The organism is Nonomuraea sp. NPDC049421, assembly GCF_040677005.1.
Lineage (GTDB): Bacteria > Actinomycetota > Actinomycetes > Streptosporangiales > Streptosporangiaceae > Nonomuraea > Nonomuraea salmonea.
Genome location: NZ_JBFAQA010000002.1, coordinates 334,147 through 349,698, shown reverse-complemented (window position 1 = coordinate 349,698; position 15,552 = coordinate 334,147). Strand labels below are relative to the sequence as shown.

Below are 15,552 nucleotides of genomic sequence, written 5' to 3'. Positions count from 1 at the left end.
CACACCCTGCACGAGTGTACGGGCGCGAAGATCAGGAACCGTGCGGAAATCAGGCGGAAAACAGACACCTGATCTTTAGGCTCGCCTCGAAGTTCCGCAGATGGAGCCGCTCGCGATCCCCGCGGCTCCGCATCTCGAAAGGATTGGCGCATGAAGCTTGCCATGAGGCGCGTCTCCCTGGCGATGTCGACCGCTGTCGCTGCCGCCGCCATGACCGCTGTCCTCGCACCGGCGCCGGCTTCCGCGGAAGTGATCGTCCGCTGGTTCCCGTACACCACCGCGGGCGCGAAGTCGTGCAACAGCGCCGCCAACGCCGCCGGCCCCGAGTACTACTGCACCACGGTGAAGATCGGCTCCACGAAGATGTACGCCCTCGCCCGTCCGTAAGGGCGCATCTCCCCATCCCGATGCCCGTCCGGTCCGCGTGATCGGGCGGGCATCGGCATGTCACCGGGCTTGACTTCCTCCATCGCAAGAGTGTAACTCTAGAGCCCATTACTAGAGTTTAACTATAGTCATTGGAGGAACGATGACCCGGCACCATGCCGAAGAGGAGACCATCCACCGCACGCTGGAGCGCTACTACCGCAACGGCAAGGCTCCGTGGGACACCGGCGTGACCCCGCCCGAGCTGACCGACCTGATCGAGGGGCCGCGGAGCCTGCCGCCCGGCCGCGTCCTGGAGCTGGGCTGCGGCACCGGCACCAACGCCGTCTACCTGGCGCGGCACGGCTGGCAGGTGACGGGCGTCGACCTGGTCGCCGGCGCCGTCGAGCAGGCCAAGCAGAAGGCCGCCCAGGCGCAGGTGGCGGTGAAGCTGCTGCACGGATGCGTCACCCGCCTCGACGACCTCGACGCGGCGGGCCCGTTCGAGTTGTTCTTCGACCTGAGCTGCTACTGCGGCGTCGCGCTGCACCGCCGCGACGCCTACGCCGCCGGCCTCACCCGCCGCGCCGCTCCAGGGGCGCGGCTGCTGATGTTCGGGTACGGCCCCGAACCGGCCGGCGGCCCGGCCACTAAGATCGCGTCGTGGGCGGCCGGCGTCACCGCCGACGAGCTCCGCGCCAGGTTCGACGGCTGGGAGCTCCTCGACGTCACGCCGGGCACCAACCCGTTCCCGACCTTCTGGTTCACCCTGCGCCGCACCGCCTAGCGGCGCCCCCGACGCATAGGGAGAGCAGCATGACACCCGGCCCCGTGACCCTGCGACCGGTCGGCCGCGTGGTGGGCGGCCGCAGCGAGTGGGTCGAAGACGACTGGCACGACGTACGAGCGGTGATCCGGCTGGACGACTCCGCCTTCACCCCTTCGGCGGTGCTCGGCCTGGAGGACTTCTCCCACCTGGAGATCGTCTTCCTCTTCGACCGGATCGACCCCGCCGAGGTGCGCACCGACCCCCGTCCCCCACGGGGGAACCCGACGGCGGCGCCCGTGGGGATCTTCGCCCACCGGGGCCCGTACCGTCCCAACCGGCTGGGCGTCTCCCGCTGCAGGCTCCTCGCCGTGGACGGCCTTGACCTGCACGTCGCCGACCTGGACGCGCTGTCGGGCACCCCCGTCCTGGACATCAAGCCGTACCTGACCGAGTTCGCCCCCCGCCACCCGGTCACCCAGCCGGCCTGGGCGACCACGCTGATGAGCTCCTACTACTGACCGCGCGGGCTCAGCGCGCCAGCGTCACCTCCTCGGCGGCTGGACGTAACGGACGTGCTCGACCTGGCGGAAACCGTTGCGAGCCCAGAACGCGGTGGTCTCCGGCCTGCTCTCCACCAGGGCGAGCACCGGCTGCTCGCCTCTCGCCGCGGCCTCGGCGAAGACGAGCTCCTCGGCGTGCGCGAGCAGCGGCCGCGTGCCCGCGGCCGCGCTCGCCGGGAGCAGTCCCGGTGGTCATCGCGTCCTCGGCCCTCGGCTCGGCAATCGAGCGCCGCGTCTCGCTCCCGGCCTCGCGCTGTACGGCGGCCTCAAGGCGCTGCTCGGCGCGGGCGTGATCGGGCTTGAGGATCATGCCTTTAGGATCATGCGATGAGCGACATCCCCCCGATCGCCCGCGTGGACGTGGTCCGCGACGTTCTGCACGGTGTCACGCTCGACGACCCCTACCGGTGGATGGAGGCCGGCGGCGAGGAGTTCGACCACTGGCTCGACGGCCAGGCCCGCCACGCCGGCGCGTACCTGGACGGCCTGCCGGGCCGGGCGGAGCTGCTGGCCCGCATCCGCGAGCTCGGCGGCGCGCTGGCGCAGTACGCGAGCTTCACCCCGGCCGGGGAGCGCCTGTTCTACCTGGCGCGCGAACCGGACGCCCGCGTACCGGTCCTGATGGTCCGCGAGCCCGACGGGGCCACCAGGACGGTGTTCGACCCCGCCACCCTGCCCGGCGAGGCCCACCAGGCCATCGACTGGTTCGTGCCCTCGCCCGACGGCCGCCACGTCGCCTGCGCCGTCTCCGCCTCCGGGTCGGAGGAGGGCTCGATCCAGGTCCTCGACGCCGGCTCCGGCGCCGTCCTGGAGGCGATCCCGCCCACGGCCCGCTTCGCGTTCGTCAGCTGGCCGGACACCGGCTCGTTCGTGCACCACCGCTTCGACGCCGCGCAGGGCGCCCCGCCGGAGCGGCGCCGCCTGGACAGCCGCTCCTTCCTGCACAGGCTGGGCGAGGACCCCGCCCGCGATGAGGTGGTGCTGGCGCGCGGACTCAACCCCCGCATCGAGCTGACCCCGCGCGACCGGCCCTTCCTGGTGCTGCCGCCGCACGGCGCGTGGATGCTGGCGCTCGTCTCCCACAGCGCGCTCGGCCCCCAGACCAGCGAGCAGCTCAGCGACTGCTCCCTTTACGTGGCGCCACGCGCCGGGCTGGCCGACCCGGCGACCTGCCCGTGGCGGAAGGTCGCGGGCGTGGACGACGGCGTGACGGCCTTCGCCGTCGGCCACGACACCCTCTACCTGGTCTCGCAGCGGGACGCGCCCCGCTCCCGGGTGCTGGCCGTCCCGCTCTCCGGCCCGCTCGCCGCCCCCGACCTGGCGCGAGCCGAGGTGGTGGTGCCGGAGAGTGAGCGCGTGGTGGAGGCGGTGCTGGTGGCCGGCGACCGGCTGCTGGTGCGCGACCTCGACGGCGGCGTGCACCGCATCCGCGAGGTGCCCCTGTCCGGCGGGGCGCCGGCCGACGTGCCGCTGCCGGTGGAGGGCGCCGTCTGGGAGTGGGCCGCCCACCCGGAGCGGCCCGGGGCGCTGCTGCTGATCTCCGGGTGGACGGACGCGCCGCGCCTGTACCGCTACGACGGCGCCACCCTCGAGGCCACCGGGCCCGCGCTCCGCACCCCGGCCGGGTTCGGCGAGGTGTGCGCCCGCGTCCTGCGCGTGCCCGCCAGGGACGGCACGCGGATCCCGCTCACCGTCGTCCACCGCAAGGACCTGCGGCTGGACGGGAACAATCCGGCCCTGCTCACCGGGTACGGCTCGCACGGCGTGGCCGACCTGCCGTGGTTCCGTCCCGAGATGCTCGCCTGGTACGAGCGCGGCGGCGTCTTCGCCATGGCGCACCTGCGCGGCGGCGGCGCCTACGGCCGGCAGTGGCACGAGGCCGGGCGCGGCCCGCGCAAGGAGACCACGATCACCGACTTCGTCGACTGCGCCGAGCAGCTCGTCGCGCTCGGCTACACCCGGCCCGGCCTGCTCGCGGGCGAGGGGGTCAGCGCCGGCGGCATCCCGGCGGGCGGCGCGCTGGTGCGCCGGCCGGAGCTGTGGTCCGCCATGGTGCTGCAGGTGCCCACGGTGAACACGACACGGACCGAGTTCACCGAGAACGGGCCGATCAACGTGCCGGAGTTCGGCAGCGTCGCCACCGAGGAGGGTCTGCGCGGCCTGCTCGCCGCCGACGCCTGCCTGCGGGTGGAGTACGGCGTGCGGTATCCGGCGGTGCTGCTGACCGCCGGGCTCCGCGATGCGCGGGTGCCGCCGTGGCAGCCGGCGAAACTGGCCGCCCGCCTCCAGGCGGCCACGTCCTCGGGGCTGCCGGTGCTGCTGCGGGTGGAGGAGCACGGCGTGCACGGCGCCGGCGCGACCCGCGAGCAGGACCATGCGCTGCTCGCCGACGTGCTGGCCTTCCTGCTGCACACCGCCGCCCCGGTCAAGGATGCCGTCACGGGTGCCGTCACGGGTGCCGCCGGGCCGGGCGGCGGGGCCACCAGTTGAGCGGGCCGGCCAGCCGCATCAGGCTCGGCACCAGCACCGCCCTGATCAGCGTGGCGTCCACCAGCACCACGACGGCCATGCCGACGCCGAGCATCTGCACGAACGACACCGACGCGCCGGCGTAGGCGGCGAACGACAGCGCGAGGATGCCGCCCGCGGCGGTGATCAGCGGGGCGCCGTCACGCAGCCCGGCCACCACCGCCCGGCCGGTGTCGCCGGTCCTGTCGTGCTCCTCCTTGATGCGGGCCAGCAGGAACACCTCGTAGTCCATGGACAGCCCGTAGGCGACGCACAGCATGAGGATGGGGATGCTCGGGTCGAGCGAGCCCGTCGGCGTGAAGCCGAGCAGCCCCGACAGGTGGCCCTGCTGGAAGACCCACACCAGGGCACCGAACATGACGCCGAGGCTGAGCACGGTCAGCAGCGTCGCCTTGACCGGCAGCAGGACGCTGCGCGTCATCGCGAACAGCACGACCAGGCTCACGCCGAGCATGAGGGCCACCACCAGGGGCAGCCGGTCGACCACGGAGGCGCGGTAGTCGGCCAGCTCCGCCGGATAGCCGCCGGTCAGCGTCTCGAACGGCGCCGGGACGGCCCGTACGGCTTCGACCAGCTCGACGGGGTCGCCCGCGAGCGCCTCGGCGGACGCCACCACCGACAGCCACGTCCCCTCGCCGCGGAAACGGCCCGGCTCGCCCTCGCCCGTCCGCTGCCCGCCGGTGAAAATGCCGGCGGCGGAGTCGACCTGGGCGACGCCCGGCACGCGCGACAGAGCCACCGCGTACGCCGTCACGTCCCCGCCGAAGGGGCCCGCCGAGACGATCTGCACGGCGTCGCTCTCCTCGGCGGTGAAGGACTGCCTGATGATCTCCTGGGTCTGGCGGGGCGCGGCGTCCGGCGGCAGGATCCGGTCGTCGGCGACGCCGAAGCGCAGGCCCAGGGAGGGCGCGGCGAGCAGGAGCAGCAGCGCCGTGGCCGCGCCGCCGTACGCCAGGGGCCGCCGCATGACGCGGCCGGCCAGCGCGGCCCAGAACCCGCCCGCCCTGGCCGGCCGCTCGCGGCGCGGCAGCATGGCGCCGCCGGCGACGGCGAGCACCGCGGGCAGCACGAGCACCGCGGCGACGACGCCGCCGATGACCACGGCGATGCCGGCGTAGGCGAAGGAGCGCAGGAAGTCGAACGGCAGCGCGAACAGCACCGCCAGGGAGGCCGCGACGGTCAGGCCGCTGAACAGGACGGTGCGGCCCGCGTGCTCGACGGCCCCGGCCACCGCGGCGGCCCGCTCCCGTCCCGCGCGCACCTCCTGGCGGAAGCGGGCGATGACGAACAGGCTGTAGTCGATGCCCAGCCCGAGCCCCATGGCCAGGGTCAGGTTGAGCGCGAAGGTGGACACGCCGGTGTAGGCGAGCGGGATCCACAGCAGCGCCAGCCCGGCCGCCATGGCGAACACGCCGGCCAGGATCGGCGCGAGCGCGGCGGCGGCCCTGCGCAGGTAGAGCCAGAGCAGCGCGAACGCCAGCGGGAAGATCACCAGCTCGGCCCGGGTGAAGTCCTGCCTGGCCAGCGGCACGGTGGCGCGGAACACCTCCTCGCCGCCGCCGGAGCGCACCTGCAGCAGGCCGGTGCCGGCGGTGATCTCGGGGACCAGTGAGGGCAGCACGGTGGCGCGCACGTGTCCCGCGTCGCCGGGGATGCGGACGAGGATCAGCGCGTGCCGGCCGTCCCGGCTGCGCAGGGTGGCGGGCCGTCCTCTGCTCCAGTAGGACTCCACGCCGGCCACGCCGTCGTGGCGGGCCACGCGCCCGGCCAGCTCGCGGCCCTCCGCGGCGACGGCCGCATCGTCCACGGTTCCGGTGCGGGCCGTCACCAGGAAGATCATGTCGGGGCTGCCGGCGGCGAACCGTGCGGCCAGCTCGGCCGCCGCCCGGTCCGACTCCGACCCCGGCGCCTCGAACCTGGCCAGCGACAGCCGCGGCACCGCCCCCGCCGCCAGGGCCGCGGCCAGCACGAACAGCGCCAGGGCCAGCCCCAGTACGGCCCTGGCGCGTCGTACGAGCACGAAACCCAGCCGGCGCAGCGGCGGCGCGGCTCCGGCCGTCGCGCGCTCCGTGATCAGCACCACGTCCCACCCCCGAAAAGTCGGTAAACTACTCGTGTTTTGCTCGCCGACCCAGAAATACAAGTGAATGCTCGTATTTGTCAACGGGGGATGCCATGACTGAACGGCCCGTACGCAGACAGGCACGCGGCCTCAAACGCATGGAACAGATCCTCGACGCCGCCGAAGACCTCATCGCCGACATCGGCTACCCCGACCTGACCACCAACCAGGTCGCCGCCCGCGCCGGCATGTCACCCGGCTCGCTGTACCAGTTCTTCCGCAACAAGGACGAGATCCTCGACGGCCTCGTCACCCGCTACACCGACGGCCGCCTCGGCTTCTGGGCCGAACGCCTGGCCGCCGTCACCCCCGACATCCCCCTGGAAACCCTGGTCGACGGGCTGGTCGACGAGAGCGTCGCGTTCAAGACCCGCTCCCCCGCCTACTGGTCCCTGCTGTACGGCTCGGCCACCGGCGACCGGCTCGCCACCGCCTCCGCCCGGCTGCACGACGCCATCGCCGCCCAGGTCGCCGCCCTGCTGCGCCGCCGCTCCCCCGGCCTGGACCAACAGCGCGCGCTGCTCATGGGCACGATGGCCGTCGCCATGGTCAAGGCCGTGATGCCGCTGGCCTCCGCCGCCGAACCGGCACGCGCCGCCGACCTGGTCGCCGAGCTGAAACGCGCACTCACCGCCTACCTCAGGAACCCGCCGCGGACCCCGTGACGCCGGTGAAGCGGCGCAGCGCCTCCACCCCCGACACGCCGTAGACGTCCTCCACCGCGTCCGCCAGCAGGTGACAGGTCCTGAACCGGTCCAGCGGGGTGAGCCCGAGCCGCGTCAGATGCAGATACGTGTAGTTCAGCAGCACCCGATACCGGCGGAAGGCCGGGCTGCGGAAGATCGCCTCGTGGTAGGCCGGGTTGTCGAACACGAGCCGCTGCAGCTCGCTCGGCTCCCGATGCGGCGCGGCCGGCTCGCCCGGCCGGGCCGCGAACGCCTCACCGGGCTCGAGCGCCGGCTGCACCAGCCGGCCGTCGTCCATCATCGCCGCGATCCGCGGCCGGTAGCGCTCCAGCAGCGCCGCCCACTCCCGCACGAACGGCACCGCCGCCGCGCCCGGGTCGTCCAGGCAGGCCACGACATCGCGGACGCGCCCCGTCAGCGCCGCCCGCCGTTCGGCGAACACCCGCTCGAACGACGCGCGGGCCGCCGCCGGGTCGGCCGCCCACGTCAGGTACCCCTCGGCGTGCATCCGGAACGACAGGTAGCTGCGGTCGACGCGCTGCGAGGTGTGCGCGATGGTCAGCATCAGGCTCAGCGCCAGCCCCGTCTTGCCGTCCCGGCCCGCCCGCACGTGCTCCAGCATGTCGAACAGCAGCGGGGTCGCGTCGGTGTAGAACGCGGCCAGCAGCTCGGCCTCCTCGTCGGTGCCCAGGACGTGCCGGCGCGAGTCGTAGGCGGCGTCGCGGATGGAATTGTCCGGCGGCCACGGCGTCAGCGGGCCGCGCTCCTGCTCCCGCATCGCCATCAGCCGGTGCCTGGGCAGGCTCTCGGCCGGATCGAGCACCACCGTGGAGGGGTGCTCGCGCAGGTACGCGCCGACCACCTCCGCCACGCGCGGCCGCACCACCCGCTCCCACACCTCGGGCGCCGCCCTGACGTTGATCCGCAGGTGCGGGCCCTGCCGCCAGTGACGCAGCACGTACGCCTGCTCGATCTCGCCGCGCAGCCCCTCCAGCAGCGGGCGCACCGCGTCCAAAAGCAGGGCGTCCTTGTCGGGCGCGTGGTAGTAGACGTGCACGCAGTGCCAGACGGGAGTCAGGGGGACCACCTCCGGGAGTCGGCGAGGCCGGCCACGGCGCGGCCCGCCAGGAACGTCGTGTGCTGCTCGGCTCCGGCACGCAGCCCCAGCCGGTTGTGGAACAGATGAACGCACCGCATTAGGATCAGCGCCACCGTGCGCCGCTCGGGCGGCGCCGCCAGCGCGAGAGCCGCGTGCGGCGAACCCGGGTCGCGCGGCACGCACCGGCCTTCGGCGTGCAGCACGTCCAGCTCGTCGCGCAGGGCCCGCAGCGACGCCGCCCACGCGGCCAGCAACCCGCCGGCCGACTCCGGCCCCTCCCACAACCTGCGAGTCTGAGCGAGCAGCGCCTCCTTCCGCCGCCGCCAGTCCTCCTCCGCCCCGGCCGCCGCCGTGGCGGGGCCGCGCATGGCGGCGGCCAGGCGGTGGGCGGCCGAGGGCAGGTCGGGCTCGCACGCGGCGACCGCCATCGTCAGCGCGGCCAGCCCGATCGCGGTGCGGCGGCCCATGTCCGTGCCGGCGGCCAGCACCTCGAGGGCGAGGCGGCTGGAGACGGCGAAGTGACGCTCGGCGGCGGCCACGCAGGCGGCGTCACCGTACGCCTCGTACTCCGGCAGGTACCCGATGAACGCCACCGTGCCCGGCTCGTGCAGCCGATCGTCATAGTCGGTACGGCGCTCACCCCTGGCCATGGCGGCGGCGAACGCCCGGTAGGCGGCCGCGTCCACCGCCGGGGACGGATGGCCGGCAAAATGCGCCGCGGCACGCTCGCGTACCAGGTTGCGGACGTCCTGCTGGCGGGCGGGGTCGGGCACCTGCAGCCGCAGCCGCACGTGCTGGCCGCCCTCCCAATAACGCAGGAAGAAGGCGCGGCGGATCGTGCCGCAGGCCACCAGCTCCCGCGTCACCGGCCGCACCACGCCCGTGATCAGCGGGTCCAGGTCGCCGAAGTGGAACAGGTGCGCGCTGACCCACCGGTCCTCACCCGCGATCGGATGCGCCGTCATGACGCCGGCCTGGCGGACAGCTGGACGACGTACTCGGTGACCCGCGCGTCCTGACCGTAGCGGGGGGCCTGGGAGGGGTCGGGCAGGGCCTCCTCCAAGACCAGCAGCGCGCCCGGGTCGCGCAGCGTGCGCACGAAGCCGGTCAGCAGCAGCAGGTCGGCGACGTCCACGTACATGGGCTTGCGGTCCTTGCTGAGCAGCCCCGCCAGCAACCCCTGCCCCACGTCGACGACCCGGGCGAAGAAACGGCGCGGCACCCCGTGCCCGGCCAGCCACTCGGCCAGCCTCGGCAGGTACGCCGCCTCGCTCTCCCCCTTGGCCGGCACCGGGAACGCCCCGGCCCGCATCCGCCACGCCGCCCGCGCCACCGTCACCCGCCCCACGTCCATGCGCGGCCAGCACTCCACCACGCCCTCCTGCGGCGGCTCACTCCGGGTGCGGAACACCCAGCCGGGCACCATCGCCGTGGACGGCTCCCCGAACACCCGCACCAGGAACTGCAGCCACGGCGGCAGCCAGTACTGAGCCGTCATGCCCAGATGCACCGGCCTGACCGGCCGCCCGGACCCGTCCAGCAGGGTCAGGCGGTCGTGCTCCCGGTCGTAGCCGACGGTCAGCTCCGCCGGCGTCACCGCCGGCAGGCGCGCGTCCGGCGCGGTGAACGGGTGATCGAGCGCGACGTCCGCCGTGGCGGGCCGCACGTTGAGACCGCCGCCGGCCAGGCCCCGGCACTCGGCCACCAGCACGCCGCCCTGCGCCGCCCGCAGCTCCCCGACGGGCGGCGCCTCGCCGCCGGCCAGCGTGACCAGCCGGTGCAGCCGCGACAGGCCGCGCCCGTACCCGGCGGAGACCGAGTTGACGACGGCCCGCACACCCCCCGCGCCGGGCACCGCCTGCACGTAGCAGCAGATGGAGCCGGGCGGCCGCACGAAGCCCGGCCAGGTCTCCGCCAGCGCGGCCAGGCGGGCGGCCGTGAGATCCACCACCGGCACCTCGCCGTTCGTGCGTGGTCCGGTGCCGACCGGGTCCGGTGGCGTGGGGTCCGTGATGGGGCCCGCGCCGAGGCGGTCCCAGAAGCCGCGCCGCAACTCGGTCAGGCGCCGCAGACCGGCAGGCGGGTCGACGTCGGGCAGGGCGCGGGTGCCGGCGACCGGGTCGCGCAGCATCGCCCGCAGCAACCCGCCGCCCGCGCCAGGCGCGCCGCTGTGGACGTCGCGGTACAGGGCCATCGCGTGCAGGCGGCTGGTGGGGCCGTACCGGTCCACGAAGTACGCGGCGGCGGCGACCTTCACGGGCAGGTCGGGGTCGAACAGGCCCAGCAACCCGCGCAGCGCGTCGAGGTCGTCGCACACGCCCCGCCAGGCGGAGACGTTCAGCCGCCCCGCGACGCCGGGGATGACCGCGCTGTGCCACAGCAGGTTCTTCTCCGGCAGGGACGGCCCCGGCGGCAGCACCTCCCGCAGCGCCGCCCGTACCACGCCGGCGCTCCTCGCGGGCTCGGCCCGCAGCGCCTGCGCGACGCGGGAGACGGCCGGCGCGTACGGGGCCGGCCCATCGGCCGCCAGCCACGACGCCAGCTCCCCCATCGGATCAGGCCCCTGCTCGTCATACGGCGGCACATACTCCACAAGCCCCGCCTCGGCCAGCGGCTCGATCCCCGGGGCGGCGGCCAGCGTGGCGTCGTCCCGCCGCCGCACCCACTCCAGAGCCTGCCGCACCTGCGCCGTCGCGGGCACCGACGACAGCGGCTCCCCAGGCCCGGGGCTGAGGAACCAGACGCGCTCCCCGTCGTCGGCGGCGGACGGATTCACCCGCAGCCGAGCCCGCTCACGTACCCGCCGGTGCCGCGTCAGCACCGCCCACAGCGGGCGCAGGACCGCCCGGTCGAGCTCGGCCATGACCAGCCAGGACGGCTCACCGCCCGTGGCCACCGCCGGCCCGTCCGTCTCCCACCGGCCCAGCCCGCCGGCCGTGAACGTCGCGTACGGACTCGTCTTGACACTCGCCCTGGCCAGATAACGCGCCAGCCGCAACACCTCCTGCCGCTCCGGCGGCCGACCGGCCAGCCACGCCTCAAGCCGCTCGGCCAGCACCGCGCTGCCCTGCGCGAGCCCGTGCCGGAACCCGGCATCGGACACCGCCTCCTTGAGCACCGCCGTCTTCTCCCGCGCCTCCTCGGCGAGCACACCGGGAAGCGCCGCCCGCAACTCGTCGGCGCGCCGCCGCAACACCGTCCACGCCCCGATCCTCGCCGCGAGATCCGCCGGCAGCGCGCCCAGCACCTCGGCGGACACGGCCCGCCCGGCCAGGCGCCGGCCCGCGAACACCGCGCGCCGCAACGCCACCAGCCCGGCACGCAGCGGCCCCGCCGCCACACCGCCGATCACCTCGTGCAACGACTCCGACAGCTCCGCGCCCTCCCGCCGCAACCGGGACGACACGTCCGCCAGCTCGTCCACCAGCCGCCACGTACGCGTGCACCGCATCCGCTCCAGCCCCGCCACCGGCAGCCCCGCGACACGGACCGCGACAACGGGCGACAGGGCATAATCGGGGTCAGCGAGCCTTGAAGAGTCACCGTCCCCCGCGACGGGGACGGCGGCGTGCGCAATCTGGGTCAAAGGAAACGCGCTCCTCGAAGGGGTTCGTCAGGGGCCGAGGGCGCTCACGGCACGGGCGCCCTCGGCCCTGCTCGTCATCCCGGTGGCCGCGGCGGGCTCACCGGAGGACCGGCACCGGCGCTACAGCTCCGGAGCCCAGCAGCTCATCGCCGTCAGGTACGACGAGCAGTAGCCCGGGGACGACGACGCCCCGGTCTCGATGCTGCCGTGACCCTCGGCCACGATGGAGTCGGCCGACACGACGTCGATCGAGTCGACCTCCAGGCCACGCAGGTCGAGCTTCAGGTTCTCAGCGGACATGTGCACTTCTCCTTCTGGTGGTACGTATCCGTCGAAAAGGGGTCACGCTTGTGGGTCGGGCGGCATCACCTCCTGGCTGACGAGGCCGTGGATCGGGCGGGTCACCAAGGGCCCGCCGGTCGGTGGAGTGCCCATCACCAGGAACGACAGGCTCCTCAACGGGCCCGCCGCGAGACCGAGCACCTCGTCGGTGGTCCCGTTCGCGCCGTCGGAGTGGATCCGGGCGGCCAGGCCCAGCGCGGTGGCGGCCAGCGCCGCCCGCTGCACCATCAGGCCCGCCTCCATCTGCTGCATCCGGTACCAGCGGTCACCGAACACCGGCGCGCCCGCCACCGGGTCGCCCACCGGGATCAGGACGGCGGCCGCCCCGCGCAACGCCACCCGCGTGTTCGCCAGCAGAGGGCCGGCGGTCACCGCGTCGATCGGGATGGTCGCGGACGGCTCGTGCAGGGTGTGGCCGGCCGGGTCGTACCAGTAGGCACCGCACGGCAGGCCGTCCACCCGCAGCGACAGCAGGCACAGAGCCGTGGCGGCCGGGCCCTTCGCGGTGCCGGGCAGGTCGGACGGGTAACCGGCACAGGCCGCCCCCAGCACCGCGCCGAGCGCACCACCCGCCAGCGGGACCGGGCGGTAGCCGGCCAAGGGTGAGGCACGGCGTTCCCAACCGGCCTGGCGCGGCATGGGCGCGGGCTCAGGGGCCGGGCGGGCCGCACGCGCGGCCGGGCGGGGCGGGGCAGGCGGATCCGACGAGACAGGGGCTGCGAGCGTGCCCGCCCGGTGCAGGGCCGCGGCGAGCCCACCGGCAGGCATGGGCCGGGCAAGGGGCCTGCTCTCCTCCGCCGTCGGCCGCGACACCAGCTCATCGAGCGACGGCGGCTCAGCCCGCGAGTGCTTCGTGGACGGCAGGGACAGCGTGAGAGCGGCCAGGGTCGCTTCGCGAGCGCCGTCGAGACCGAGCAGCCGATCCACCTCGCCGTCCGCGAACCGCAGATGCGCCCGGCCCGCCACACCCAGCCGCTCGGCCACCGCCAGCGCCTGCGCGATCAGCACCCCGGTCTCCTGGCAGACCAGCCGGTAGCCGAAATCTCCGTACTTGAACATCGACCGCCAGAACACCGCCGACAGCACGACCACCACATCCGCCCGGCCACCACCGCCGAGCAGCCCGGTCAGCGCCGGGACATGGTCGCCGCCCCGGACCCGCTCCACAACGTGGTGCACCGGGTCGTAGTGGTACAACGCGGCGGGCAGGTGCGGCTCGCCCGCGGCCACGTACGCCTCGACCGGGTACAGACCCCCGCCCGACGGGGCGGGCCGGCCCGCGAGCAGCATCGGGGGCCGTCCCAGAGGCCGGCCGCCGTCGCCGAGGTGGTGGGACCAGACGATCCGGGTCAGGCCGAGCAAATTTCGCAGCAGCTCGCCCACCAGGTGGTTCCAGGGGAGCGGCACCCGTTCAGCGCCTGGGTAACGCTTGTGGCGGGTCGGGGCGGCGGCCCAGTCGATGTCCAGCGGGCGCCGCCTCCGCATGGCGGCCAGGTAACGGCCGGTGGCCGCGCCAGGCGCCGTAGTCGTGTGCACGCGGGCTTCCTCTCGGTGACCGGTCACGGGAACGGATGCGGGTAGGGATTCAGCTCGTCGGGACGCAGGTCGCGATCCCGATGACCGAGAAGCCTGGGCAGCGCGAGCAGCCGCGGCAGGCCGTGGACGCGCCGGTAGCGGTGACCGAACGTCATGGAGAGCGTCCCCGGCACGATGACCTTCGCCACGTACATGCCGGCCGCCCGCGCCTCGGGCGAGGTGATGTCCACGGCGATCACGTCCAGCCCGGTCGCCAGGTAACGACCGGCCAGCTCCGCCACGTCCGCGCAGAGATCGTCATGGCGGGGCCAGGCGGCCCGGGCCCTGATCTCCGGCAAGGACAGCGCGGGCCCGTCCACCGGCAGGAAACCCAGCCTGCCGGCCGCGTCCGGGTGGGCACAGGCGAGAGGATGGTGCTCCAGCAGCCGCACCTGGTCGGAGTCGGCCACCAGCCGCGCCGACGCCTCGGGGTCGTAGCGTTCGAGATGGCCGGCCAGCATGGGGCTCACATCCTCAAGCGCCCGGCGCAGCGCCCGTTCCGGGTCGAGGTGCGAGGCGGAGCCGCACAGCGCGTACGGACGGCCCGGCCCGCCCAGCGCGTCCACCGCCATCACCCAGAACACCGGCACCCGCTGCTCCATCAGCGCCGCGAACGCGTGCACGTCGTAGCCGAGCCGGTCACGAACCCGCTGGGCGAGCATCGGGATGCGCCGGTCCGCCGCCGAACCGAGGTCAACGCGCGGGACGGGCATCCGCGCGTACCAGGTGGCCAGCGCCGCGTCACGCTCGGCCACCTCCAGCAGCCCGTACAGCACCGCCTCCGCCGGATGACCGCCCAGGGCGCAGCCGTTGGAGCACTCGTAGGCGAAACCGAGGTCGTTCTTCGGGCGGGGCCCGAAGAACGCGTAGCTCTCCGGCACCAGCACCGGCGCGTCCCGGCCGAACGAGTACCCCCACACCCACGTCGTCGGACGCCCCGGGTCGAAACGGGTGAACAGGAAGCCCGGCTGGTCGTACCAGTCGTCCGGATACAAGCCCAGCGCACGCGGATCGAGCGCCCGATCGGCGACCTCGCTGTACGCGGCACGGACGGTGGTCCGGCGGCTGCGCGGATGAATGCCCGCGATCCGCTCCAGCGCCTCCGCCAGCGCGGTCGCCCGCGCCGAGGCGAAATCATCACTGCGGCCATAACCGTGATGGCTCTCGTGCTCGGTACGCGACGGGCTCAGCCGCGCCACCGCCATCGGCCCGCCACCGCGCTCCTGAGCCACCACCGCCTGCACGATGCCCGTCTCCACGTCCACGAACAACCGCTCCAGCCGCGCGCCGTCGATCTCCCCCACCCTGAACGTCCCAGGGTCCGGCTTCGGCGCCGGGCGCGGCACGTACCGTCCCGCCTCCGGCCCGTCGTCCGCCCGCCTGCCGCACTCGGGGCACAACGGATCCGGCAGGAACGCGTGCCGCCGCACCGCGCCGCTCGTCAGCCGCACCCGCAGCAGCGCGCCGACCGTACGCGCGGAGCCAGGATCGCGCCGCAACCGGCGCACCTCCTCGGCGACCAGCGCAGCCACCGTCCGCGACACCAGCGGCGTGAGCAGCGTCGTCGCCCGGGACTCAAGATCGCGGCCCCACTTCGCACGCAGGGCATCACGAGCCGGCGCATCAAGACGATTACCGGCCCGCCTACGCGCCACACACGTCGGACAACCCGGCCGGCCCGGACGCACAACCGGACCCACCAGCACCCACCCGGCCTCGACCCGCACCGGCAACCACGCCACGCCCCGCTCCGCCGCCAGCCTCGCCACCGCCGGATACGGCCGCACATCATCGGCATCACTCACCACGACGATCGCAGCCCCGGCCGGCTCGGCCGCGAGCGCCCGCCTGATCGCCGCACGCAGCCGCCCCTCCCCCAGGACGGTCACCAGGTCAGGATCCGCGACGGACCCCATGA

At 74.3% G+C, this 15,552-nt stretch carries 13 protein-coding genes; 6 read left to right on the top strand and 7 right to left on the bottom strand.

Translation table 11 applies throughout. The features are described from left to right. The first annotated feature begins 150 nt into the window (after nucleotides 1-150). The 5 genes from AB0K18_RS05330 (at nucleotide 151) to AB0K18_RS05310 (ending at nucleotide 4,185) form a co-directional block, all read left to right on the top strand. Nucleotides 151-387 (top strand): hypothetical protein, encoded by a 237-nt coding sequence (locus tag AB0K18_RS05330; RefSeq protein WP_364572749.1) that lies wholly within the window; start codon nucleotides 151-153, stop codon nucleotides 385-387. 142 nt (nucleotides 388-529) lie between these two features. Beyond that, on the top strand, nucleotides 530-1,153 hold the full coding sequence (locus tag AB0K18_RS05325; RefSeq protein WP_364910138.1) for a class I SAM-dependent methyltransferase: 624 nt from the start codon (nucleotides 530-532) through the stop codon (nucleotides 1,151-1,153). Between the two features lie 29 nt (nucleotides 1,154-1,182). Next, on the top strand, nucleotides 1,183-1,653 hold the full coding sequence (locus AB0K18_RS05320; RefSeq protein ID WP_364910135.1) for an SAM-dependent methyltransferase: 471 nt from the start codon (nucleotides 1,183-1,185) through the stop codon (nucleotides 1,651-1,653). Nucleotides 1,654-1,729: 76 nt separating this feature from the next. Beyond that, nucleotides 1,730-2,026 carry a hypothetical protein gene (locus AB0K18_RS05315; RefSeq protein WP_364910133.1) on the top strand — a complete coding sequence of 99 codons (297 nt, stop codon included), beginning with the start codon at nucleotides 1,730-1,732 and terminating at the stop codon, nucleotides 2,024-2,026. Next, nucleotides 2,023-4,185 (top strand): prolyl oligopeptidase family serine peptidase, encoded by a 2,163-nt coding sequence (locus AB0K18_RS05310; RefSeq protein WP_364910130.1) that lies wholly within the window; start codon nucleotides 2,023-2,025, stop codon nucleotides 4,183-4,185. The genes AB0K18_RS05315 and AB0K18_RS05310 overlap by 4 nt, the downstream gene beginning before the upstream one ends. Here the strand turns inward: AB0K18_RS05310 and AB0K18_RS05305 are convergent. Next, the gene (locus AB0K18_RS05305) at nucleotides 4,145-6,307 is read right to left on the bottom strand and encodes an MMPL family transporter (protein ID WP_364910126.1); all 2,163 of its coding nucleotides are present in this window, start codon (nucleotides 6,305-6,307) and stop codon (nucleotides 4,145-4,147) included. The genes AB0K18_RS05310 and AB0K18_RS05305 overlap by 41 nt on opposite strands. A gap of 137 nt (nucleotides 6,308-6,444) precedes the next feature. On the opposite strand from AB0K18_RS05305, the gene AB0K18_RS05300 reads away from it, so the two are divergent. Then, a complete protein-coding gene (locus AB0K18_RS05300; protein WP_364910123.1) occupies nucleotides 6,445-7,011 on the top strand; it encodes a TetR/AcrR family transcriptional regulator in 567 nt (188 codons plus the stop codon). Here the strand turns inward: AB0K18_RS05300 and AB0K18_RS05295 are convergent. The 6 genes from AB0K18_RS05295 to AB0K18_RS05270 form a co-directional block, all read right to left on the bottom strand. Continuing rightward, on the bottom strand, nucleotides 6,986-8,119 hold the full coding sequence (locus AB0K18_RS05295; protein WP_364910121.1) for a thiopeptide maturation pyridine synthase: 1,134 nt from the start codon (nucleotides 8,117-8,119) through the stop codon (nucleotides 6,986-6,988). The genes AB0K18_RS05300 and AB0K18_RS05295 overlap by 26 nt on opposite strands. After that, complete coding sequence (locus AB0K18_RS05290) at nucleotides 8,107-9,096, bottom strand: lantibiotic dehydratase C-terminal domain-containing protein (RefSeq protein ID WP_364910119.1); 990 nt, start codon at nucleotides 9,094-9,096, stop codon at nucleotides 8,107-8,109. Before AB0K18_RS05290 ends, AB0K18_RS05295 begins: the two co-directional genes overlap by 13 nt. After that, nucleotides 9,093-11,717 (bottom strand): lantibiotic dehydratase, encoded by a 2,625-nt coding sequence (locus AB0K18_RS05285; protein ID WP_364910116.1) that lies wholly within the window; start codon nucleotides 11,715-11,717, stop codon nucleotides 9,093-9,095. Before AB0K18_RS05285 ends, AB0K18_RS05290 begins: the two co-directional genes overlap by 4 nt. A gap of 120 nt (nucleotides 11,718-11,837) precedes the next feature. Further along, nucleotides 11,838-12,017, bottom strand: coding sequence for a hypothetical protein (locus tag AB0K18_RS05280; RefSeq protein ID WP_355413690.1), 180 nt, complete (start codon nucleotides 12,015-12,017; stop codon nucleotides 11,838-11,840). Between the two features lie 42 nt (nucleotides 12,018-12,059). Continuing rightward, entirely contained in the window at nucleotides 12,060-13,595 is a 1,536-nt protein-coding gene (locus AB0K18_RS05275; protein WP_364910114.1) for a SagB family peptide dehydrogenase, read from the bottom strand. Nucleotides 13,596-13,618: 23 nt separating this feature from the next. Next, a complete protein-coding gene (locus tag AB0K18_RS05270) occupies nucleotides 13,619-15,523 on the bottom strand; it encodes a TOMM precursor leader peptide-binding protein (RefSeq protein ID WP_364910111.1) in 1,905 nt (634 codons plus the stop codon). Nucleotides 15,524-15,552 lie beyond the last annotated feature (29 nt).

What these genes read in the sequence shown, in the direction of transcription:
- AB0K18_RS05300 (WP_364910123.1), top strand. Translation starts at nt 6,445, where the DNA reads ATGGAACAGATCCTCGACGCCGCCGAAGACCTCATCGCCGACATCGGC.
- AB0K18_RS05330 (WP_364572749.1), top strand. Translation starts at nt 151, where the DNA reads ATGAAGCTTGCCATGAGGCGCGTCTCCCTGGCGATGTCGACCGCTGTC.
- AB0K18_RS05310 (WP_364910130.1), top strand. Translation starts at nt 2,023, where the DNA reads ATGAGCGACATCCCCCCGATCGCCCGCGTGGACGTGGTCCGCGACGTT.
- AB0K18_RS05320 (WP_364910135.1), top strand. Translation starts at nt 1,183, where the DNA reads ATGACACCCGGCCCCGTGACCCTGCGACCGGTCGGCCGCGTGGTGGGC.
- AB0K18_RS05280 (WP_355413690.1), bottom strand. Translation starts at nt 12,017, where the DNA reads ATGTCCGCTGAGAACCTGAAGCTCGACCTGCGTGGCCTGGAGGTCGAC.
- AB0K18_RS05290 (WP_364910119.1), bottom strand. Translation starts at nt 9,096, where the DNA reads ATGACGGCGCATCCGATCGCGGGTGAGGACCGGTGGGTCAGCGCGCAC.
- AB0K18_RS05325 (WP_364910138.1), top strand. Translation starts at nt 530, where the DNA reads ATGACCCGGCACCATGCCGAAGAGGAGACCATCCACCGCACGCTGGAG.